Source organism: Pseudomonas sp. Tri1 (assembly GCF_017968885.1).
Taxonomy (GTDB): domain Bacteria; phylum Pseudomonadota; class Gammaproteobacteria; order Pseudomonadales; family Pseudomonadaceae; genus Aquipseudomonas.
In genome coordinates this window covers 4,362,156-4,383,593 of the sequence record NZ_CP072913.1, presented here as the reverse complement: position 1 = coordinate 4,383,593, position 21,438 = coordinate 4,362,156, and the positions used below count along the sequence as shown (strand labels likewise).

Below are 21,438 nucleotides of genomic sequence, written 5' to 3'. Positions count from 1 at the left end.
CTCCCACAGGTGCTCACAGGCACCCCTGTCATGGCATCTGCGGCAGTTCCTGCGGCCGCAGATCAAACACCAGCACCTCGGCATCCTGGCCGTTGCTCAACGTCAGTGCCTGTTCCTGGCGCACTCGCACACCGTCACCTTCCTGTAGCGGCACACCGTTAAGCTCGACACTGCCCCGGGCCACATGGACGTAGGCATAGCGATCGGCTGGCAGCGCCAGGGTGGCGCTTTCCTGGCCGTTGAACAGCCCGGCGTAGACCCTTGCGTCCTGGCGCACCTGGAGCGAACCGTCGGCACCGTCCGGGGAAATGATCAATTGCAGGCGACCGCGTTTTTGTTCGGCGCTGAAGTGTTCCTGTTGATAGCGCGGTGTGGCGCCACTGACGTTGGGCACGATCCAGATTTGCAGGAAATGCACCAGCTCGTCGGCACTGTGGTTGAACTCACTGTGGGCCACACCGCTGCCAGCGCTCATCAATTGCACGTCGCCCGGACGAATGACCGAGCCCGTACCCAGGGTGTCCTTGTGTTCCAGCGCACCTTCGAGCACATAGGAGAAAATCTCCATGTCCCGATGGGGATGTTGGCCGAAGCCCTTGGCGGCGGCGACCCGGTCGTCATTGATGACCAGCAGGTCGGAGAAGCCTTGTTCATTGACGTTGCGGTAGCTGGCAAAAGAAAAGGTGTGGAACGAGGTCAGCCAGCCGTGACGGGCGATGCCGCGGTCCGAAGCTTTGCGAAGGGTCAGCATGGTAGTTCTCCTGGTTCAGTGGGCGATGGCTGTGGCCGTTCGCCGGGTTCAGAAGAAGGTTAATGGTTATCGAACTATTCAATAAGCAGGTGGAAAACGAAATACTGTCCGTTTTGAGTGGACAATGCTCAAATGTCACCAGCAGTCGCTTCGCTTCGCCATAATGCTGAGGCTTTGACTCAAGCCTGTCAGCCAAACGATGAACTGTGTGGGAGCGAGCTTGCTCGCGATGGCGTAGTGTCAATCTACATCGATTCAGCTGGACGGACGCTATCGCGAGCAAGCTCGCTCCCACAGGGGAAATCTACGGTCTGCACATTTATTGATTGGCGGGCGTTAGGCTTCGCTGCGTTCCCCTGGATTTTTTTGGCGTATCCCCAATGAAAACCGTTGCAATGGTGCTGTTCCCGGATTTCTTGCTGCTCGACATGGCCGGGCCTTTGGAAGTGTTTTCCATCGCCAATCGCTATCTCGATCCGGATCACCGTTATCAATTACTGACCCTGGGCACCGAACGCGGTGCATTAAGGGCTTCCAACGGCGTGACGGTGCAGGCCGACATTCATATCGACCAGGCTTGGGCGGCCTATGACGTGTTGCTGGTCCCGGGCGGGCCGGGGGCCTATAACAACCAGCATCCGGGCTTGCATACCTGGCTGCGGGCAGCGGCGCAACGGGCCACGCGCTACGGGTCCATTTGCACCGGGGCCTTTGTGCTCGGCGAGGCTGGATTACTCGACGGTTACCGCGTCACCACCCACTGGCATTACACCGAACGCCTGATCCGGCGTTTTCCCAAGGCAATGGTGGAAACCGACAAGATCTTCCTGCAGGACCGTCGCTTGATCACTTCCGGCGGCGTCACCGCCGGGATCGACCTGGCGCTGTCCATCGTCGCGCAAGACCACGGCCGCAAAGTCGCGTTGGATGTGGCCAAGGTTCTGCTGGTCGTGATGAAACGCCAGGGCGGGCAGGCGCAGTTCAGTCCCCTGGTAGCGGCGGTGGCGACGCAGGAATCGGCCATTACCCGGGTGCAGAATCATGTGATGGAGCGCCTGGAAGAACCCTTCACCATCGAGCGCATGGCCGCTTTGGCCGCCATGAGCTCGCGGCATTTCGCCCGGGTCTTCGCCCGTGAGGTGAAGATGACGCCCATGGAGTTCCTGCAGGGCGCGCGCATCGATCGCGCTCGTCAGTTGCTGGAAACCACTGACCTGCCGCTCAAGACCGTGGCGTTTCGCAGTGGCTTCGGCAGCGTGCGGCACATGCGTTATCTGTTCAGTGAAAAGCTCGGCCTGACCCCGGTGCAATATCGCCAGCAGTTCAGTTGATCCATCGGTGTCCGTCCAGGGCACCGTGATGTCCGTGGTGCTCCCTGTGCCAGCATTGCCCTGAGACCTGTGCCTGCCAAGATAACGGCGAACCCTTTGGAAAGGATGCGCAGGAGCCAGGGCAGACGCGTTCGATGATCCGTAACGCCATGCCCGCCCCGGTTACCCGGCGCTGGATCGCCCATGAACAGTTTCGTCAAACCCGATACCGAGCCGGCGGTGGGCTTCGGTCCGTTTGCCTTTTATCGACAGCAGCGCCTGGTCACTTGTGACGGCAAACCCTTGGCGCTGGGCGGACGTGCCCTGGACATTCTTCAGGTGCTGGTCGAGCACGCCGGCACATTTGTCAGCAAGCAAGCGCTTATCGCGCGCGTCTGGCCTGACAGCGTCGTGGAAGAAATCAACCTGCGGGTGCACATCGCGGCGCTGCGGCGGGCCTTCGGCGATGGGCGGGACGGCGTTCGCTATATCCTCAATCATCCCCGGCAAGGTTATTGCCTTGCCGCCCCGGTGATTCTGGAAGCGAATGTCGAGCGGCATGTCAACCGATGGCCCGAGCGACACAACTTGCCCGCCCGCCTGAGCCCAGTGATCGGTCGCGACAAAGTGCTGGGCCAGTTACTGGCCGAAGTGCCCCGCCAGCCGCTGACCACCGTGACCGGCCCGGGCGGTGTCGGCAAGACCACCGTGGTGTTGCGGGTGGCGGAACTGATGCTGGAGTATTTTGACGACGGTGCCTGGTTCGTTGACCTGTCCGTCATTAGCGATTCTTCGCAGGTGCCAGCGCAGGTCGCCCGCACGCTCGGTTTGGAAGGCGGGGAGTTGAACCAGCAACTGGCATCCCGTCGAATGTTGCTGGTGCTCGATGGTTTCGAATATTTGATCGAGGGCTGCCGGGAACTGGCTCAGGCACTGCGCTCGGCCCCTGGCGTGTCGCTGTTGTTGAGCAGTCGCGAACCTCTGGGCATTCCGGATGAGAGCGTTGTGCGGTTGCAGGGATTGGCGGTGGCGTCGGCCCTTGAACCTGAACATCAGATATTGGCGTGCCCGGCTGTGCAGTTGTTGATCGAGCGGGTCGGCGCCCGGCAGCAAGGCTTCAAACCGTCAGGGCGCGACGTGCAGACCCTCGCTCAGGTCTGCCAACGCCTGGACGGTTTGCCATTGGCGTTGGAGTTGGCGGCGGTCCAGGTCGATGCTTTGGGGGTGGCGGGAGTGCTGGAGCAGTTGGATTATGGCCTGTCTTTCCTGAGCCATGGACGACGCACGGCGGTGATCCACCATCAAAGCCTGGAGGCTGTGCTGGATTGGAGTTTCGAGCGCTTGAGCGCTGACGAGCAAGCGGTGTTCCAGCGCCTGGCGGTGTTCGAGACACCCTTTACCCTGCGGGCGGCGATGGCGGTGATCAGTTGTGCCGAGCTGAGCGTCGGGCAATTGCCCTGGCTGCTGTCGCGGTTGGTGAGCCAGTCGCTGCTGATGGTCGAGCAATGCGCCGACGGGGTTCGTTTTCACTTGCTCCACACCACCCGCGCCTATGCCCTGGAAAAGCTGCGGTGCAGTGGTCAGTGGCAGGCGCTCCATCGGCGTTATGTGCTGCAAGAGGCTTGGGGGCCGTGCCGGTCAATGCCCGAGCCGTTGACTCAGCGTCTGGAGCAGCGCGTCGGCTTCCTGTAGGTCGGGAGTGTCGAAGCCTTCGGTGAAGCGTCGATAGACCGGCTCGAGCAGATCCCGCGCGGCGAGCGTCTGCCCCCGGCGTTGCCATAGACGGGCCAGGGACATGGCGCTGCGCAGTTCCCAGGCCAGGGCGTTATGGCGCCGGGCCACGGCCAGTGCCTGCAGTAGTTGATCTTCGGCGCGGCCCTCAAGGGACGGATCGTCCTGTGCCAGCCAGGTTTCGGCGCCGGCCCGCAGGATTTCCGCTGCACACCAGCCTGCAGCACCGCTGTGGGCGCGTTCGATTTGCGCCGGGCTGACGAGGTCGGCCCGCAGCGTGACCACGATATCGCGGATCAGCCCGATGCCCGTCGGACTCGCTTCCAGGGTTTCACCGGCGAAGGCGCAGTCGTAGTGACAGGCCCAGTCATGGAACAACATCACCGAATGTTTTCTGGCCTGTTGCTTGAGCAGATCGAGCCTTTCCCGGGCGGTTGAATGATCGCCGTTGTAGCGGGCGATCACGCAACCGGTCATCGCCAGGGTGTAGCAGATCGAAATGCCGTGGTTGATCTGCAGGGCGATCTGCAACGCCAGGTTGGCGGTGCGCCGGGCTTTCTCGGCATAGCCTTGCAGCCAGAGGATGCGCGCCAGAACCGTCAGTGCGGCCACGCTCTGATCGTATTGCACGCCAAAGCCATGGCTGAACCGGCTGAGATGGCCGCTCTGGGCCAGGCGCTGGATCACCTGTTCGGCATCGCGCCGCGCCGCGCGCTGGTCGCCGGTGAAATGCAGCGCCAGCACCCGCAAGCGTTGGGCGCTCAAGGTGAGGTTCGGGTCGCCATGCAGGCCGAGCCGGTCGAAGTCCTGGCTTTGTTCCAGCGCCTGCTGGTAATTGCCGCGACTGAGGTTGACGGTCATGTGCCCCGATACCGCCCGCAGTTCTCCCGCCAGGTCCTGGCATTGTTGCGCCAACCGCCGGGCCGTGACGAAAGAGCGGACGGTGGCCGGCGTGCCACCTTCGGTGTGGTAATTGAAACTGGCGTGGGCCAGTTCCAGGGCGAGGGTCAACCTTGGGCACGGCGAGGGGCTGGCCTGGAGTAATTTCAGTGCTTTGCTGACGTAAAGGCCGTGCTCCTTGAGCAACGACAGTTCCTGCCAGAGGGGCAGGGTGCGGGCAGTCAGGCGGATTGCCACGGCGTGGGAGCCCTGGGGGCCCAAGCCCCGGTCAAGCGCTGCACGGATGTCGTCGCGGTAGGCGGCGTAGCGGGCGATCCACAGCCGAGTGGGGGTGTTTTCCCAGTCGCTTTGGGCTTGCTCCATCAACGTCAGGCAACGCTCGGCGTGGCGGGCCTGGCTGGCCGCCAGTTCTCCCGCTTCGGCGAGTTTCTCCAAGGCATAGCTGCGGGTGGTGTCGAGCAGGCGATAGCGCACCTCTTCATCGCCGATTTCTACGTTGAGCAAGGATTTGGCGACCAACTGGCTGACGGACACCAGTACCTGATCGGGCGCGACATGTTGGCCGACGATCACCGCCGCTGCCGAGGCCAGGTTGAAACTGCCCATGAACACCGCCAGGCGCTGCAGGCAGATCTGCTCGCAAGCGGTGAGCAGCGCGAAGCTCCAATCCAGCGTGGCGCGCAGGGTTTGCTGACGCGGTGCGGCGTCGGCGTCGGCGTCATTGTGCAGCAGGGCGACGCTGCCTTGCAGTTGTCTGCGAAGTTCCTCCAGCCCGAAGCGGCCGACTTGCGCCGCAGCCAGTTCGATGGCCAGGGGAATGCCGTCCAGCCGTTGGCAGATGTCGACCACCAACGGTACCTCGTGGTCGGTCAACTCGAAGTCGTCATGGCTGGCCATCGCCCGTTCGGCGAACAGCTGCAACGCCGGATACTCCACGGCGGGATAACCTTTGATGGACATCTCCCGTGGCGGGTACGCCAGGGCATCCAGGCGCTGCACATGTTCACCTTCGGCCCGCAGGCTTTCGCGACTGGTGGCCAGCACGTGCAAATGCGGGGCGCCGCGCAGCAGGGTTTCACAAAGCAGGGCGATGGCGTCGATCAGGTGCTCGCAGTTGTCGATCACCAGCAACAGATGCCGCTCCTTGAGCTGGCGGGCGATGGTGTCCAGCGGTTCGTCGTCATGCAGCGGCAGGTCCAGCAGCGCACACAGGTTGGGGGCGATCATGGCTGGATCGTTGAGCGCTGCCAGGTCCAGCAGATAAGTACCGTCGCGATAGTGGCCGAGCAACTGTTCGGCGACGCGCAGGGCAACGGTGGTCTTGCCGATGCCTCCGGTCCCCACCAGCGTGATGAAACGTTTTCGCGGCAACTGGGCCACCAGCACGTCTATCAGGGCCTGGCGCCCGATCATTCGTGTGCGGCGCAGGGGCAGGTTGCGGGCCAATGACGGATGGGGGATGCGCGCCAGTTGCTCGAGGGGTTCGAGCGACAGCGGTGCGACAAAGCTGTAGCCGCGCTGGGCCACGGTGACGATGTAGCGCTGGCCCGCCTGACCATCGCCGAGGGCCTTGCGCAACGCTGCGACGTGCACTCGTAGGTTGGTGTCTTCCACGACGCTCGTGGGCCAGACGCGGGCGATCAGTTGCTGTTTGCTCACCACCTGCCCGGCGTGTTCGAGCAACACGAGCAGGATTTCCACCGCCCGCCGTCCCAGGCGCAACGGTTGCCCACCCTCCAGCACCAGGCGCTGGCGAGGATGGACCCGGTAAGGGCCGAAATGCACGGTCTGTTCGACGGGCAGGTTGAGGTAATGGCTCATGTCGCTCTCAATGTCCGGGTCCCGGTGCAGAGTTTTACCCGAGCATATTCCTCAGGTTTTGCGTCAAACGCAACGGTGAGGAGCCCTCACGCCTCTCTGGCAGACACCGCGCTTCTGTGGCGAGGGGGATTTATCTGTGGCGAGGGGATTTATCCCCGTTGGGCTGCGCAGCGGCCCAAAAGCCTAATGGACTGACACACCAAGAGGTCCGTCCTGGGACTGCTTCGCCGTCCGGCGGGGATAAATCCCCGCGCCACAAAAGCAGTCTTCATCCGGGGGATTAACACGCCCGTCCCGAAAAAATTAACAACGTTTAACTCACGCAGACGCTCCCCGTGGCTGGACCATGAAGCCATTCACCCACCTCAAGGAGTCATGTCATGAGCACCTTCATCACCCGCGACGGCACCGAGATTTACTACAAGGATTGGGGCAGTGGTCAACCGGTGGTCTTCAGCCACGGCTGGCCGTTGAACTCGGACAGTTGGGAGGCGCAGATGATGTTCCTGGCGTCCAACGGCTACCGGGTGATCGCTCATGACCGCCGTGGGCACGGGCGTTCCAGCCAGCCCTGGGACGGCAACGACATGGACACTTACGCCGATGACCTGGCCGAGCTGATCGAACGCCTGGAACTCAAGAATGCGGTGCTGCTCGGCTTCTCCACCGGCGGCGGTGAAGTGGCGCGCTACATCGGTCGTCATGGCTCCGCACGTGTCGCCAAGCTCGGCCTGATCTCGGCGGTCACGCCGCTGATGCTCAAGACCCCGGCCAACCCTGGCGGCTTGCCTATCGAGGTGTTCGACGGTTTCCGCCAAGCCTCCCTGGCCGACCGTTCTCAGCTATACAAAGATGTGGCCAGCGCGTTTTTCGGCGCCAATCGGCCGGGGGCCAAGGTCTCCCAAGGCATGATCGACTGGTTCTGGATGCAGGGCATGCTCGCCGGCCACAAGAACACTTACGACTGCATCAAGGCGTTCTCGGAGACCGATCTTTCCGAAGACCTGCGCAACATCGACGTGCCGACCCTGGTGGTGCATGGCGATGACGACCAGGTGGTCCCCATCGAAACCGCCGGCATCGCCGCCGCCAAATTGCTGAAGAACGCGCAATTGCTGGTCTACCCGGGCGCGCCCCACGGCCTGACCGACACCCACAAGGATCGCTTGAACGCGGACCTGCTGGCGTTCATCCAGGGTTGACCAAGCACTAACCTGTGGGAGCGAGCTTGCTCGCGAAGAGGCCGGTACAGCAAACATCAAATGCAAGCTGAGCCACCGTATTCGTCGGAACACCGCCCGGAGCAGATTCGCTCCCACAGGATCGATAGGACTCACCCCCATGAACCGCAACGACTTACGCCGTCTCGACATGAACCTGCTGGTGATCTTCGAGGCATTGATGTTCGAGAAAAACCTGACCCGCGTCGCCGAAAAGCTGTTCATGGGCCAGCCGGCAGTGAGCGCGGCGCTAGGGCGGTTGCGGGATCTGTTCGATGATCCGCTGCTGATCCGGCATGGTCGCGGCATGGAACCGACTCCGCGAGCGCTGGCGATCCTGCAGGAGCTGCAACCGGCCATGGACACGATTTCCAGCGCGGTCAGCCGAGCCAAGGCGTTTGATCCGTCGACCAGCTGCGACGTGTTCCGCATCGGTCTGTCCGACGATGCCGAGTTCGGCTTGTTTCCACCATTGCTGAGCCAACTGCGTGAAGAAGCGCCGGGCATTATCGTCGTGGTGCGCCGGGCCAATTTCCTGCTGATGTCTTCGCTGCTGGCCAGCGGTGAAATCAGCGTCGGGGTCAGTTACACCACCGACCTGCCGGCCAATGCCAAGCGCAAGAAACTGCGAGACATCCCCTGCAAGGTCCTGCGTGGCGACAAGCGTCCGGGGCCACTGACCCTGGACGAATACTGCGCGCGGCCCCATGCCATGGTCTCGTTCTCGGGCGACCTGAGCGGCAACATCGACTTGGACCTGGCCCGCATCGGTCGGGCCCGCAAAGTGGTACTGGCGGTGCCGCAATTCAGTGGGCTGCGAGCCTTGCTGGCCGGCACCGAGCTGATCGCCACCGTCCCCGACTACGCCGCCTGCGCGTTGGTGGAAGGCTGCGCGCTGCGGGCCGAGGATCCGCCGTTCGAGATCAACGCGGCCGAGTTGTCGATGGTCTGGAGCGGCGTGCATGACAACGACCCGGCCGAGCGCTGGCTACGCTCGCGCATTGCCACCCATATGTCCCAACCGTTGCCGGCCGCCGCCTCGGCGGACCCGGTCGGAGTTCACCGATGAATATCTCTGACGAACGTTCCCTGCAGGATCTGGGCTTGCTGTTCCTGCGCCTGAGTGGCGCGCTGTTTTTACTCTGGGTCCATGGGCTGCCGAAGCTGTTGCATTACAGCGTTGAGCTGACCCGTATCGAAGACCCGTTTCACTTGGGCGCGGCACCGACCTTGATCCTGGCGATTTTCGCTGAGGTGCTGTGCCCGCTGCTGATCATGGCTGGTGTCCTGGTACGCCTGGCCTGCTTGCCTATCCTGTTTCTGTTGACGGTTGCGCTACTGGTGGTGCACCCGCAGTGGAGCCTGGAAGAAGGGCAGTTCGGCTGGTTGCTGCTGATTGTATTTACCAGCGTATTCATTGCCGGGCCTGGACGCCTGGCGATGAACACGCGTTTTGCTGGAGTGTTACGTCATGTCTGAATCTCAAGCCATCGAATCAACTGCGAGCCCGGCCAAGCCTGGCTTTGACGAAATCGTCACCCTGGTGGTCAAGCACCGGATCAAGGCCGGCCAGGATGCGGCTTATGAAGCCTGGTTGCGCCGTATCGTCAGCGTGGCCGGCCAATGGCCGGGCCACCTGGGGGTGGATGTGGTGCGGGGCAAGCAGGGCGGGTTGTCGCTGTTTACCTGCGTGCTGCGGTTCTGCTCCACCGAGGCCATGCAGCGCTGGCTGGATTCGCCCGAACGTCGCGAACTGGTGGAGGAAGCCACGCCCTTGCTGGCCGACGGCGATCAGACCGAAGTCGCGCAGCACAAGGAGTTCTGGTTCGCTCCGTTGGCCGATGCGGCCACACCGCCGCCGCGCTGGAAGCAGGCTGTGGTGACGTTGCTGGTGATCCTGCCCCATACCTTGCTGGTACCGCTGATCTGGGGGCCATTGCTGCAACTCAACGCCTTTCTGTCCAACTATGTGGTGGCGACGTTCCTGATCACCCTGACCATCGTGCTCTCGGTGGTGTACGTGTGCATGCCGCTGGCGACCCGTTTGTTCGCTCCATGGCTTGAGGCCTCCAAAGCCCACGAACATTTGGAACCCGGCCATGGCCAATAAGGACGACCCAACCGATCCGCTGCGTCGCCAATTGCTCGCCGCCGGGTCCTTGCTCAGCGCTGCGGCGGCTTTCTGGCCGCGGCTGTCCCTTGCCTCTACTCATCCAGAAGGAAATCCGATGAACGCCGATCTGATTCTGTTCAATGGCCAGTTCCATACCGTCGACCGTGAAAAACCCCGTGCCAGCGCGGTAGCCATCAGCCAGGGACGCTTCGTCGCCGTGGGCACCGACGCCGAGGCCATGGCCCTGCGCGGCAGCGGCACCCAAGTCATCGACCTCAAGGGCCGCACCGTCATCCCTGGGCTCAACGACTCGCACTTGCACCTGATCCGTGGTGGCCTGAATTACAACCTGGAACTGCGTTGGGAAGGTGTACCGTCCCTGGCCGATGCCTTGCGCATGCTCAAGGACCAGGCCGATCGCACACCAACGCCACAATGGGTGCGCGTGGTGGGCGGTTGGAACGAATTCCAGTTCGCCGAAAAACGTATGCCGACCCTGGAAGAACTCAACCAGGCCGCTCCCGACACCCCTGTGTTCGTCTTGCACCTGTATGACCGCGCCTTGCTCAACCGCGCTGCGCTGCGGGTGGCCGGCTACACCCGTGACACGCCGAACCCGCCGGGCGGCGAGATTGTGCGCGACAGCAAAGGCGAACCCACCGGCATGCTGGTGGCGCGGCCTAACGCGATGATTCTTTACTCGACGTTGGCCAAGGGGCCGAAGTTGCCGTTGGAATACCAGGTCAACTCCACGCGCCAGTTCATGCGTGAACTCAATCGCCTGGGCCTGACCAGTGCCATCGATGCCGGCGGCGGTTTCCAGAACTACCCGGACGATTACGCGGTGATCGAGCAGTTGGCGCGCGAACAGCAATTGACGGTGCGCATCGCCTACAACCTGTTCACCCAGAAGCCCAAGGAAGAGCTCAGCGACTTCAAGAATTGGACCGGCAGCGTCAAGTTGCACCAGGGTGATGATTTCCTGCGGCATAACGGCGCCGGTGAAATGCTGGTGTTCTCGGCGGCGGATTTCGAGGATTTCCTCGAACCGCGTCCGGACCTGCCGCCGGGCATGGAGCAGGATCTGGAGCCGGTGGTCCGGCACCTGGTGGAGCAGCGCTGGCCGTTCCGCCTGCATGCCACCTATGACGAATCCATCAGCCGCATGCTCGATGTGTTCGAGAAGGTCAACCGCGACATTCCGTTCAACGGCCTGCCGTGGTTCTTCGACCACGCCGAGACCATCACACCGAAGAACATCGAACGCGTGCGAGCGCTGGGCGGCGGTATCGCGATCCAGGATCGCATGGCCTTCCAGGGTGAATACTTCGTCGACCGCTACGGTGCCAAGGCCGCCGAAGCCACGCCGCCGATCAAGCGCATGCTGGCCGAAGGCGTGCCGGTGGGCGCTGGTACCGACGCTACCCGGGTGTCGAGCTATAACCCCTGGACCTCACTGTACTGGATGGTCAGCGGCCGCACCGTCGGCGGCCTCTCGTTGCACGAAGAGGGCCTGCCGCGCCTGACCGCGCTGGAACTGTTCACCCATGGCAGCGCCTGGTTCTCTTCGGAGCAGGGCAAGAAAGGCCAGATCAAGGTCGGCCAACTGGCGGACCTGGCAGCCCTGAGCGCGGACTTCTTCAGCGTCGAGGAAGAAGCCATCAAGTGGATCGAGTCAGTGTTGACGGTGGTCGACGGCAAGGTGGTGTACGCCGCCGGCGACTTCGAAAAGCTTGGCCCAGCCAGCGTACCGGTGCTGCCGGACTGGTCGCCGGTGGTCAAGGTTCCGGGCCATTGGCGCCCGACTTCACCGTTGCAGGCGCAGGTTCACCAGTGCAGTGGTCCGTGCACGGTTCACTCCCACAGCCATGAACGGGCGCGGCTGTCGAACGTGCCGGTCAGCGATTTCCAAGGCTTCTGGGGCGCGTTTGGCTGCTCCTGCTTTGCCTTCTGACTGAGCACAAACACCTATCCCTTGTGGGAGTGAGCTTGCTCGCGATAGCGGAGTGTCAGGCGACGACGATGTTGAATGGTTCGCCGCCATCGCGAGCAAGCTCGCTCCCACAGGTTCCACACGATCCATCCCCAAAGGAGTCATCCCATGAGCAACGTTCCCGCTATCAAACGCCTGAACAAAGACGACGCGGTCGTCCTGCTGGTCGATCACCAGACCGGTCTGATTTCCCTGGTCCAGGACTTCTCGCCGAACGAGTTCAAGAACAACGTGTTGGCTTTGGCCGACCTGGCGAAGTTCTTCAAGCTGCCAACCATTCTGACCACCAGCTTCGAAAACGGTCCGAACGGTCCGATGGTGCCAGAGTTGAAAGAGCTGTTTCCGGATGCGCCATACATTCCGCGTCCAGGTCAGATCAATGCCTGGGACAACGAAGATTTCGTCAAGGCCGTAAAGGCCACCGGCCGCAAGCAGTTGATCATCGCCGGTGTCGTGACTGACGTTTGCGTAACGTTCCCAACCTTGTCGGCGCTGGCTGAAGGCTTTGAAGTCTTCGTGGTCACCGACGCCTCGGGCACCTTCAACGAAACCGTGCAGCAAGCGTCCTGGGCGCGTATGGCCGCGGCGGGTGCGCAACTGGTGAACTGGTTCTCGGTGGCGTGTGAACTGCAGGGCGACTGGCGCAACGACATGGAAGGCCTGGCGAACCTGCTGTCGCCGCGCATTCCGAACTACCGCAACCTGATGAACAGCTACTCGGCGCTGGCGGCCAAGTAAGCCTGGCGGTTACTGCTGGACGACGCCCGCCTTGTGCGGGCGTTTTTGTGCCTGGCATTGATATTCTGGCAGGCAGGTCTACCGCTATCGCGGGCAGGCTCGTTCCCACAGTGTTATCGAGTGTGCCCAGGCCCCATGTCCACCAAAAAAACCTTGTGGGAGCGAGCTTGCTCGCGATGACGGCGGCACATGCGACACCTTCCCAATCTGTCTCACTCCGACCACAATGCCCAACAGAACATCCTGACTGTCCACCCTGGAATGACAATGAACCCCTTCGAAGAAATGCGCATTTTTGCCCAGGTCATGGAGTCGGGCAGTTTCACCGCCGCAGCGGATAAGCTGGGGCTGTCCAAGCAGTTCGTCAGCCGCAAGCTCATGGAGCTGGAGCAGCGCCTGGGCGTGCGCCTGCTCAATCGCTCGACGCGGCGGTTGGATGTCACGCCCCTGGGCCAGCGCTATTACGAAGCGGCGCTGCGGCTGCTCAGCGAAGTCGAGCAGGTGGAACAGGGCATCAGCGGCCAGACCAACGAGCCCCGCGGCACCATTCGCCTCAGCGCGCCACTGTCCTTCGCCGTGGCGCACTTGGGTAGCTTGTTGCCGCTGTTTCTGCAGCGCTATCAAGGTGTCAGCGTCGAGGTGGACCTGAGCGACCGCTCGGTGGATCTGCTGGGGGAGGGCTACGACTTGGCACTGCGCATCGGCGTGCTGGAGGATTCGACGCTGATTGCCCGACGCATCGCGACCATCGAGCGGGTGTACTGCGCCAGCCCCGTTTACCTGGCGCAAAAAGGCACACCTGTGCGACCTGAGGACCTGCGCACTCATGACTGCCTGCCCTATGGGCATAGTCGGCAAGTACAGTGGCGATTCGGTGGGGTGGGCAAACCGTTGACCTTGGAGGTCGCCGGACGCATGCGCGCCAATAACGGTGACTTGCTCAGGGATGCGGCCATTGCCGGCATGGGCATTACTTATCTGCCGACTTTCATTTTGGGCGATGCCCTGAAGGATGGGCGACTGGTCAAGGTGTTGGCGGGCTTCGAGACCGAGCCGTTGACGCTGTCGGCGGTGTATCCCCAGCATCGGCAAAGTGCACGCCCGGTGCAGGCGTTGGTGGAGTTCTTGCGCGAACAGATGCAATAAGACCCGCAACGCATTCAGCCGTCACATGACGGCTGAAGCATCCGTGGCGCTGGATCAGGCCGCGAGGTTGGCGCTGCCCAGTTCTTTTTTGTACTGCGCTTTCATGGTTTCCATCTCTTCACCCAAAGCGTCGAGCTTGGCTTTGCCCAGCAGTTTTTTCGCTTGGGGGAACATCTCCTTCTCTTCTTCTTCGATGTGATGCTCAAGCAGTTCCTTGACCACTTTCACGCGACCGGCAAATTCCGGTTGGGTCGGATCGGTGGTTTTCAAGTCGGGTAGCACCAGCGAGTCGACGGTGCGGTGTTCTTCCTTGGCCTCGTAATACATTTCGGCCTCGTCCTTGCCGCCTGCTTGCTTGAACGCCGGGTACAGAATCTCTTCTTCCAGACGGGTGTGGATGGAAATTTCCATTTCCAGTTTGGCCAACAGATCGGTGCGCTTCTTGACGGCGCGATCAGTGGACTCGCTCAGTTGGGTGAGAATGGCTTTGACGCGTTCATGGTCGGCTTTCAACAGGTCGATGGCGTTCATAAGTAGCTCCTGGCAATTCACGGATGCGGGCCAGCTTCAAGCGCCGACGCCGCGTAAGAGGTAAATTGCATCAGCCGTGCCAGCCAGCTCATATTAAAAAGTTGTTTAAAAACAGCGGGTTGTGTTTGTCGCTGTTTTTGGGTTCGTGCAAGCTGCAAGAGGGTGGGGAAAACGCCTTGCACTTTGCGCTATGGCTAAACGCTCGTGATCAGTTGCCGGACTCGCGCGGCTATCGCCAGGCAAGAGGTCAGCCCCGGCGATTCAATCCCGAACAGGTTGATCAACCCGGGAACCTGATGTTCGGCTGGGCTACTGATGAGAAAGTCACGGGCAGGTTCGCCGGGGCCGGAGATTTTCGGGCGCAAGCCGCTGTAGCCCGGTTGCAGGCTCTGGTCCGGCAGGCCCGGCCAGTAATTGCGGATCGCCGGGTAGAAGATCTCGGCCCGCGCCGGGTCGACTCGGTAGTCTTCGTGCTCGACCCATTCGACGTCAGGACCGAAGCGCGCCTGGCCCCCCAGGTCCAGGGTCATGTGGATACCCAGGCCAGCCGCTTGCGGCGCGGGGTAGACCAGGTGCCGGAAGGGCGCGCGGCCAGTCAAGCTGAAGTAGCTGCCCTTGCACAAATACTCGCGCGGCACCGACTGCGGCGCCAGGCCTTCGATGCGGCGGGCGAGGGCCGGGGCGTGGAGGCCGGCGGCGTTGATCAGTCGTTGGCAGGACAAACTCATCTGTGCCGTGCCACCCAGCTCCAGCACGAAGCCATCGACGGTAACGCGGGCCTTTAGCAGCGGTGTGTGGAACGCGACGCTCGCACCGGCCGCTTCGGCATCGCCCTGCAAGGCCAGCATCAGTGCGTGGGAGTCGACGATACCGGTGGAAGGCGAATACAGCGCACCGACACACGCCAGGGCCGGCTCCAGGTCCAACGCCTGTCGTTGATCGAGCAGGCGCAGGTCGTCCACGCCGTTCATCAAGCCCCGTTCGAGCAATGCCTCAAGCCCGGCCATTTGCGCCCGATCCTTGGCGACGATCAACTTGCCGAGCCGTTGAGTCTCGACCCCATGGCTCTGGCAATAGTCGTACAGCTTGTGCCGGCCTTCGACGCATAGCTGCGCCTTGAGGCTGCCCGGTGGGTAATAGATGCCGGCATGGATGACCTCGGAATTGCGCGAACTGGTGCCGATGCCGATGGCTTCACCGGCTTCGATCAGCAGCACTTCGTGTCCGGCCTGCGCCATTTCCCGGGCTATGGCGAGCCCGACGACCCCAGCGCCTACGACGACGCACTCGATATCGACACTCAACGTTGTTCCTCCTTCAGGGCTGCAGTTGGCGGGTTCAGGATAGCCCGCGCTTGGGAAGTGGGTGTAGCGTGGGTGTGATGTTCCTGCCACTGCCTGAGAAACCGGCAGGCATAAAAAAAGCCCGTATCTGGCGATACGGGCTTTTCCGATGGCTACAGCGTTGAGGCGATCAGCCTGTCAGGCCTGCCTGCTGAACCAGAGTCAGCAACGGCTGCGGGTACACACCGAGGAAGAACGCCAACACGGCAATGGCCAGCAGCATCACGCCGCCTGCCTTTTGTTCCCAGTGCAACTCAGCATCGTGGCGACGCAGGTTCGGTTCCATCAGGTAGAGAGTGACCATGACGCGCAGGTAGTAGAACACGCCGATGGCACTGCCCAGCACCAGGGAACCGACCAGCCACCATTGGTGGGCCTCGACGCCGGTGGCGATGATGTAGAACTTGCCGATGAAGCCCGCGGTCAGCGGGATGCCGGCCAGGGACAGCATCATCACGGTCAGCACGGCGGTCAGGTACGGCCGGCGCCAGAACAGGCCGCGGTATTCGTACAGCGCGTCGGCGTCGCGGCCGTTGTATGGCGAGGACATCAGGGTGATCACGCCGAACGCGCCGAGGCTGGTGATCACGTAGGTGACCAGGTACACGCCGATGGCTTCCACTGCCAGGCCCTTGCTGGCGATCAGGGCGATCAGCAGGTAACCGAAGTGGGCGATGGACGAGTAACCCAGCAGACGCTTGAGGTTGCTCTGGGTCAGAGCCAGCAGGTTACCGAACAGGATCGACGCGATGGCGATGATGGTCAGTACATTGCTCAGCACACCGCTGCTGGCCACTGGCGAGATCTGGAACAGACGCACCATCACCGCGAACACCGCCACTTTCGACGCGGTGGCCAGGAACGCCGCCACCGGCGCCGGGGCGCCTTCGTAGACGTCCGGGGTCCAGAGGTGGAAAGGCACCAGCGACAGCTTGAACGCCAGGCCGATCAACATCATGCCCAGGCCCAATTGCGCAATCGGGCTAGGCAGGCCGGTGGCCGCCAGGGCCTGGCCGATGCCGACGAAGCTCAAGGTGCCGGCTTCGGCGTAGAGCAGGGCCATACCGAACAACAGGAACGCCGAACCGGCGGCCGACAGCACCATGTACTTGATGCCGGCTTCCAGGGAGCGCTTGTTGAAGAAAGCGTAGGCCACCAGGCCGTAGACCGGCACCGACAGCAGTTCCAGGCCGATGAACAGGCTGGCCAGGTGCTGCGCGCTGACCAGAACCAGGCCACCGGCGGCGGCCATCAGGATCAGCAGGTACAGTTCTTCGCGGTTGCCCGGGTAACCCGAGCCGCCATCGCCGAGGTAGGCGTGGGCGAGGGTGACACAGGCCAGGGTGGCGACCAGGATCAGCGCCATGTACAGGCAGGCGAAGCTGTCGATCTGCAACAGCGGCGTGACCGCCAGTGGTGCGACTTTCAGGGCCGGCAGGATCGACAGCAGGGCCAGGTTCAGCCCCGCCACCGACAGCAGGAAGGTCTGTGAGTGATTGCGGCGCCAGGCGATTGCCAGCATCACCACGATGATCGTGGCGCTGGTGATCAACAGCGGCGCAAGCGCGATAAAGTGTTGAATCGTGAATTCCATAGCGCTCTTACCGGGCCGAAGCGAGTTGAGAGAAGGCGGTGCCGAGCCACTGCTGCACGCCATGCATCGTGGCGGCAGAGGTGTCGAGGAACGGCTGCGGGGAAACGCCGAGGTAAACCAGCAGTACCGCAAGGCCGAGCACCATGATCAGTTCGCGACCGTCCATGCCGCGCAGCACTTCGTCCGACTTGGACGGGCCGAAGTAGGCGCGGTGGATCATGATCAACGAGTAGACCGAACCGAACACCAGGCCAGACGTCGCGATGGCGGTGATCCATGGCGCACTGACGAAGGTGCCGATCAGGATCAGGAACTCGCCGACGAAGTTGCCGGTGCCCGGCAGGCCCAGGGACGCGGCCGCGAAGAACAGGCTGATGGCCGGCAGGTAAGCGATACGCGACCAGATGCCGCCCATCTCACGCATGTCCCGGGTGTGCAGGCGCTCGTACAACTGGCCGCTGAGGATAAACAGTGCCGCCGCCGACAGGCCGTGGGCGAGCATCTGGATCACCGCGCCTTGCAGGGCGAGCTGGCTGCCGGAGTAGATACCGATCAGCACGAAGCCCATGTGCGAGACGCTGGAGAACGCGATCAGGCGCTTGATGTCGGTCTGGGCGAACGCCAGGAACGCACCGTAGAAAATCCCGATCAGGCCCAGGGTCATCGCAATTGGCGCGAACTCTGCCGAGGCATTGGGGAACAGCGGCAGGGCAAAGCGCAGCAGGCCGTAGGCCGCGGTCTTGAGCAAGATACCCGCCAGGTCCACGGAACCTGCGGTCGGTGCCTGGGCGTGGGCATCCGGCAGCCAGGAGTGGAACGGCACCACTGGCAGCTTCACCGCGAAGGCGATGAAGAAGCCCAGCATCAGCACGTACTCGGTGGTCTTGGACATCTGCACTTTCAACAGGTCGGCGTAGTTGAAGGTAATCACACCGGTGTTGTTGAAGTTGACCAGCACCAGGCCAAGGATCGCCACCAACATGATCAGGCCGGAAGCCTGGGTGAAGATGAAGAACTTGGTCGCCGCGTAGATCCGGGTTTTCTTGCCGTCCGAAGAACTGTGACCCCAGAGCGCGATGAGGAAGTACATCGGCACCAGCATCATTTCCCAGAAGAAGAAGAACATGAACAGGTCCAGCGCCAGGAACACGCCGATCACGCCGCCCAGGATCCACATCAGGTTCAGGTGGAAGAAGCCGACGTGACGCTGAATCTCTTTCCAGGAGCACAGGACCGAGAGGATACCCAGCAGGCCGGTCAGCAGGATCATCAGCAGCGACAGGCCGTCGAGGGCCAGGTGCACGCTGATGCCGAAGCGCGCGATCCAGGCGTGCTTGAATTCAAGCGCCCAGGTCGGATCGGCGCCAGGGGCCGGAGCGAATGAATAGTCGCCGGTCGCCCACAGCCAGAGGCCGAGCGCGAGTTCCAGGGACATGGTCAGCAGCGCAATCCAGCGCGGGAGCGTGGAGCTGGAGCGCTCCGCGATCCAGCACAGCAGGCCGCCGATGAAGGGGATCAGGATTAGCCAGGGCAGAATCATGACGGGCTCGTTTCCTTTCGCAAGTTCGCAAGGTTCATATCAGACCGCTACCAGCACGATGGCGCCGATAACCAGCACGGCGCCAGCCGCCATGGAAGCCGCATACCAACGCAGTTGACCAGTCTCGGTACGGCTCAGGGCGGTGTGGCCGCCCTTGGCCATGCGCGGGATCAGGCCAATGGTCTGGTCGAGCGGGTCTTTGCGCAGAATGTGGCTGATCGCAAGGTATGGCTTGACGAACAGTTTGTCGTAGATCCAGTCGAAGCCCCAGGCGGCGAACCACCAGGCCGAAAGGAAACGCCCAATGCCGCTGTTGGCGATTGCCGTGACGAAACGGCGCTTGCCCAGGAACAGCAGGGCGGCCAGCAGGATCCCCGCCAGGGCGATGGCGCCCGAAGCGATCTCCAGGCTGTGCTTGGCTTCGCCGCCGGCATGGCCGACGCTTTGCGGCAGCACATCGGCCAGCGGTGGGGTGATCATGGCGCCGACGAAGGTCGACAGCACGATCAGCACCGACAGTGGCAGCCAGTGGGCAATGCCGTGGCCAGCGTGAGCTTCGGTCTTGGCTTCACCGTGGAACGCGATGAAGATCAGGCGGAAGGTGTACAGCGAGGTCATGAACGCACCTACCAGGCCGGCATAGAGCAGGCCTTGGTTACCGCTGGCGAACGCTTCCCAGAGGATCTCGTCCTTGGAGTAGAAACCGGCGGTGACCAGTGGCAGGGCCGCCAGGGCCGCGCCGCCGACGATGAAGCTGGCATAGGCCAGCGGCAGTTTTTTCCACAGGCCGCCCATCTTGAAGATGTTCTGCTCGTGGTGGCAGGCAACGATCACCGCACCGGAAGCAAGGAACAGCAGCGCCTTGAAGAAGGCGTGGGTCATCAGGTGGAAGATCGCGCCTTCCCAGGCACCGACGCCCAGGGCCAGGAACATGTAGCCGATCTGGCTCATGGTCGAGTAGGCGAGGATGCGCTTGATGTCGGTCTGTACCAGCGCGGCGAAACCGGCCAGGACCAGGGTCACGCCGCCGACGATGCCGACCAGGTGCAGGATGTCCGGCGCCAGGGCGAACAGGCCGTGGGTACGGGCGATCAGGTAGACGCCCGCGGTCACCATGGTTGCGGCGTGGATCAGTGCCGAGACCGGGGTAGGACCGGCCATCGCGTCAGCCAGCCAGGTCTGCAGTGGCAGTTGCGCGGATTTACCGACAGCGCCACCGAGCAGCATCAGGGTCGCCAGGACAATCCAGAAGTCACCGACCTTGAAGTGTTCCGGTGCCTTGACCAGCAGTTCCTGGATATTCAGCGTGCCCAGTTGCTGGAACAGGATGAACAGGCCGATGGCCATGAACACGTCGCCGATCCGGGTCACGATGAACGCCTTGAGCGCGGCGTTACCGTTGTTGCGGTTGCTGTAGTAGAAACCGATCAACAGGTACGAGCACAGGCCCACGCCTTCCCAACCGAAGTACAGGAACAACAGGTTATCGCCGAGCACCAGGAACAGCATGCTGGCGATGAACAGGTTGGTGTAGGCGAAGAAGCGCGAGTAGCCGGCTTCACCGCGCATGTACCAGGAGGCGAACAGGTGGATCAGGAAACCCACGCCGACCACCACGCCGAGCATGGTGATGGACAGGCCGTCCAGGTACAGGGCGAAGTTCGGCGTGAAGCCTTCCACCGCCATCCAGCGCCACAGCACCTGTACGTACACACCACCTTCGGGCGGGGCGACGTTGAATTGCCAGATCACGTAGGCCGCGACGATGGCAGACAGGCCAATGGAACCCACGCCAATCAGCGCCGAGAGGTTTTCCGACCAGCGTCCACGGGAGAACGACAGCAGCAGGAAACCGATGAGGGGAAATACGAAAGTCAGAAAGATCAGGTTCATCCGCGCATCTCGCTGGCAGCGTCAATATCGAGAGTGTGGAAGCGGCGGTACAGCTGCAACAGAATCGCCAGGCCGATACTGGCCTCGGCGGCTGCCAGGCTGATCACCAGGATGAACATGATCTGTCCATCCGGCTGCGCCCAGCGAGCGCCCGCGACGATGAAGGCCAGGGCGGAGGCATTCATCATGACCTCCAGGCTCATCAGCACGAACAGAATGTTACGGCGGACCATCAGGCCGACCAGACCGAGACAGAACAGGATGCCGGCAACCGCCAGACCATGCTCGAGAGGGATAGCAGGCATGTAATTACTCCTTCGCCTCGTTACGGCCCAAATGGAACGCCGTGATGGCTGCGGCAAGCAGCAGCATCGAGGCGAGTTCGACCACCAGCAGGTACGGGCCGAACAGGCTGATGCCCACGGCCTTGGCGCCCACGGTGGTGTGGCCGATGGCCTGGCCGCTCTGGTGAGCGAACAGCACATACAGCAGTTCACCCAGCAGCAGGGCGGCGAGAACCACCGGTCCTGCCCAGATGCCGGGCTTGAGCCAGGAGCGTTCCTGCTGGACCGAGGCCGGGCCGAGGTTGAGCATCATCACCACGAACACGAACAGCACCATGATGGCGCCGGCGTAGGCGATCACTTCCAAGGCACCGGCGAACGGTGCGCCGAGGCTGAAGAAGGTCATGGCCACGGCAATCAGCGAAATGATCAGGTAGAGCAGGGCGTGCACAGGGTTGGTGTTGGTGACCACGCGAAGCGTGGAGACCACTGCGATACCCGATGCGAAATAGAAAGCGAATTCCATCTTT

General features: G+C 62.4%; 18 protein-coding genes and 1 pseudogene. 9 read left to right on the top strand and 10 right to left on the bottom strand.

The genetic code is table 11. The features are described from left to right. Positions 1-28: 28 nt before the first annotated feature. Positions 29-751 carry a pirin family protein gene (locus J9870_RS18725; protein ID WP_210639449.1) on the bottom strand — a complete coding sequence of 241 codons (723 nt, stop codon included), beginning with the start codon at positions 749-751 and terminating at the stop codon, positions 29-31. Positions 752-1,131: 380 nt separating this feature from the next. On the opposite strand from J9870_RS18725, the gene J9870_RS18720 reads away from it, so the two are divergent. After that, a complete protein-coding gene (locus J9870_RS18720) occupies positions 1,132-2,082 on the top strand; it encodes a GlxA family transcriptional regulator (RefSeq protein WP_210639448.1) in 951 nt (316 codons plus the stop codon). Positions 2,083-2,265: 183 nt separating this feature from the next. After that, positions 2,266-3,753: a winged helix-turn-helix domain-containing protein gene (locus tag J9870_RS18715; RefSeq protein WP_210639447.1), complete on the top strand. Its 1,488-nt coding sequence runs from the start codon at positions 2,266-2,268 to the stop codon at positions 3,751-3,753. Here the strand turns inward: J9870_RS18715 and J9870_RS18710 are convergent. Beyond that, positions 3,700-6,513, bottom strand: a complete 2,814-nt coding sequence (locus J9870_RS18710) for a winged helix-turn-helix domain-containing protein (RefSeq protein WP_210639446.1) — start codon at positions 6,511-6,513, stop codon at positions 3,700-3,702. The two genes, J9870_RS18715 and J9870_RS18710, sit on opposite strands and share 54 nt — an antisense overlap. Before the next feature lie 380 nt (positions 6,514-6,893). Here J9870_RS18710 and J9870_RS18705 point away from each other — a divergent pair, with 380 nt between their 5' ends. The 5 genes from J9870_RS18705 (at position 6,894) to J9870_RS18685 (ending at position 11,800) form a co-directional block, all read left to right on the top strand. Further along, positions 6,894-7,715 (top strand): alpha/beta hydrolase, encoded by an 822-nt coding sequence (locus J9870_RS18705; protein ID WP_210639445.1) that lies wholly within the window; start codon positions 6,894-6,896, stop codon positions 7,713-7,715. Positions 7,716-7,854: 139 nt separating this feature from the next. After that, positions 7,855-8,802, top strand: a complete 948-nt coding sequence (locus tag J9870_RS18700; protein WP_210639444.1) for a LysR family transcriptional regulator — start codon at positions 7,855-7,857, stop codon at positions 8,800-8,802. Continuing rightward, positions 8,799-9,212, top strand: coding sequence for a DoxX family protein (locus J9870_RS18695; RefSeq protein WP_210639443.1), 414 nt, complete (start codon positions 8,799-8,801; stop codon positions 9,210-9,212). Before J9870_RS18700 ends, J9870_RS18695 begins: the two co-directional genes overlap by 4 nt. Then, entirely contained in the window at positions 9,205-9,843 is a 639-nt protein-coding gene (locus tag J9870_RS18690; RefSeq protein WP_210639442.1) for an antibiotic biosynthesis monooxygenase, read from the top strand. The genes J9870_RS18695 and J9870_RS18690 overlap by 8 nt, the downstream gene beginning before the upstream one ends. A gap of 118 nt (positions 9,844-9,961) precedes the next feature. Continuing rightward, positions 9,962-11,800 carry an amidohydrolase gene (locus J9870_RS18685; RefSeq protein ID WP_003203401.1) on the top strand — a complete coding sequence of 613 codons (1,839 nt, stop codon included), beginning with the start codon at positions 9,962-9,964 and terminating at the stop codon, positions 11,798-11,800. Positions 11,801-11,821: 21 nt separating this feature from the next. On the opposite strand, the pseudogene J9870_RS29750 reads toward J9870_RS18685, so the two are convergent. After that, positions 11,822-11,944 (bottom strand): annotated as a pseudogene (locus J9870_RS29750) (DUF4381 domain-containing protein); the annotation flags it as partial. 3 nt (positions 11,945-11,947) lie between these two features. On the opposite strand from J9870_RS29750, the gene ycaC reads away from it, so the two are divergent. Beyond that, positions 11,948-12,577 (top strand): isochorismate family cysteine hydrolase YcaC, encoded by a 630-nt coding sequence (ycaC, locus tag J9870_RS18680; RefSeq protein WP_210639441.1) that lies wholly within the window; start codon positions 11,948-11,950, stop codon positions 12,575-12,577. 267 nt (positions 12,578-12,844) lie between these two features. Next, on the top strand, positions 12,845-13,723 hold the full coding sequence (locus J9870_RS18675) for a LysR family transcriptional regulator (protein WP_210639440.1): 879 nt from the start codon (positions 12,845-12,847) through the stop codon (positions 13,721-13,723). 54 nt (positions 13,724-13,777) lie between these two features. Here the strand turns inward: J9870_RS18675 and J9870_RS18670 are convergent, their stop codons facing one another. The 7 genes from J9870_RS18670 to nuoJ all read right to left on the bottom strand — a co-directional run bounded on the left by J9870_RS18670 (position 13,778) and on the right by nuoJ (position 21,434). Further along, on the bottom strand, positions 13,778-14,254 hold the full coding sequence (locus J9870_RS18670; RefSeq protein ID WP_210639439.1) for a hemerythrin domain-containing protein: 477 nt from the start codon (positions 14,252-14,254) through the stop codon (positions 13,778-13,780). A 194-nt stretch (positions 14,255-14,448) separates the two neighbouring features. Beyond that, positions 14,449-15,558, bottom strand: a complete 1,110-nt coding sequence (locus tag J9870_RS18665; protein ID WP_210639438.1) for an NAD(P)/FAD-dependent oxidoreductase — start codon at positions 15,556-15,558, stop codon at positions 14,449-14,451. Between the two features lie 169 nt (positions 15,559-15,727). After that, complete coding sequence (gene nuoN / locus J9870_RS18660; protein WP_025212979.1) at positions 15,728-17,191, bottom strand: NADH-quinone oxidoreductase subunit NuoN; 1,464 nt, start codon at positions 17,189-17,191, stop codon at positions 15,728-15,730. A 7-nt stretch (positions 17,192-17,198) separates the two neighbouring features. Then, positions 17,199-18,731 (bottom strand): NADH-quinone oxidoreductase subunit M, encoded by a 1,533-nt coding sequence (nuoM, locus tag J9870_RS18655; RefSeq protein WP_210639437.1) that lies wholly within the window; start codon positions 18,729-18,731, stop codon positions 17,199-17,201. A gap of 39 nt (positions 18,732-18,770) precedes the next feature. Continuing rightward, complete coding sequence (nuoL, locus tag J9870_RS18650) at positions 18,771-20,624, bottom strand: NADH-quinone oxidoreductase subunit L (protein ID WP_210639436.1); 1,854 nt, start codon at positions 20,622-20,624, stop codon at positions 18,771-18,773. After that, a complete protein-coding gene (nuoK, locus tag J9870_RS18645) occupies positions 20,621-20,929 on the bottom strand; it encodes an NADH-quinone oxidoreductase subunit NuoK (RefSeq protein WP_003180046.1) in 309 nt (102 codons plus the stop codon). Before nuoK ends, nuoL begins: the two co-directional genes overlap by 4 nt. Positions 20,930-20,933: 4 nt before the next feature. Beyond that, positions 20,934-21,434, bottom strand: a complete 501-nt coding sequence (gene nuoJ / locus J9870_RS18640) for an NADH-quinone oxidoreductase subunit J (protein WP_210639435.1) — start codon at positions 21,432-21,434, stop codon at positions 20,934-20,936. Positions 21,435-21,438: the final 4 nt, after the last annotated feature.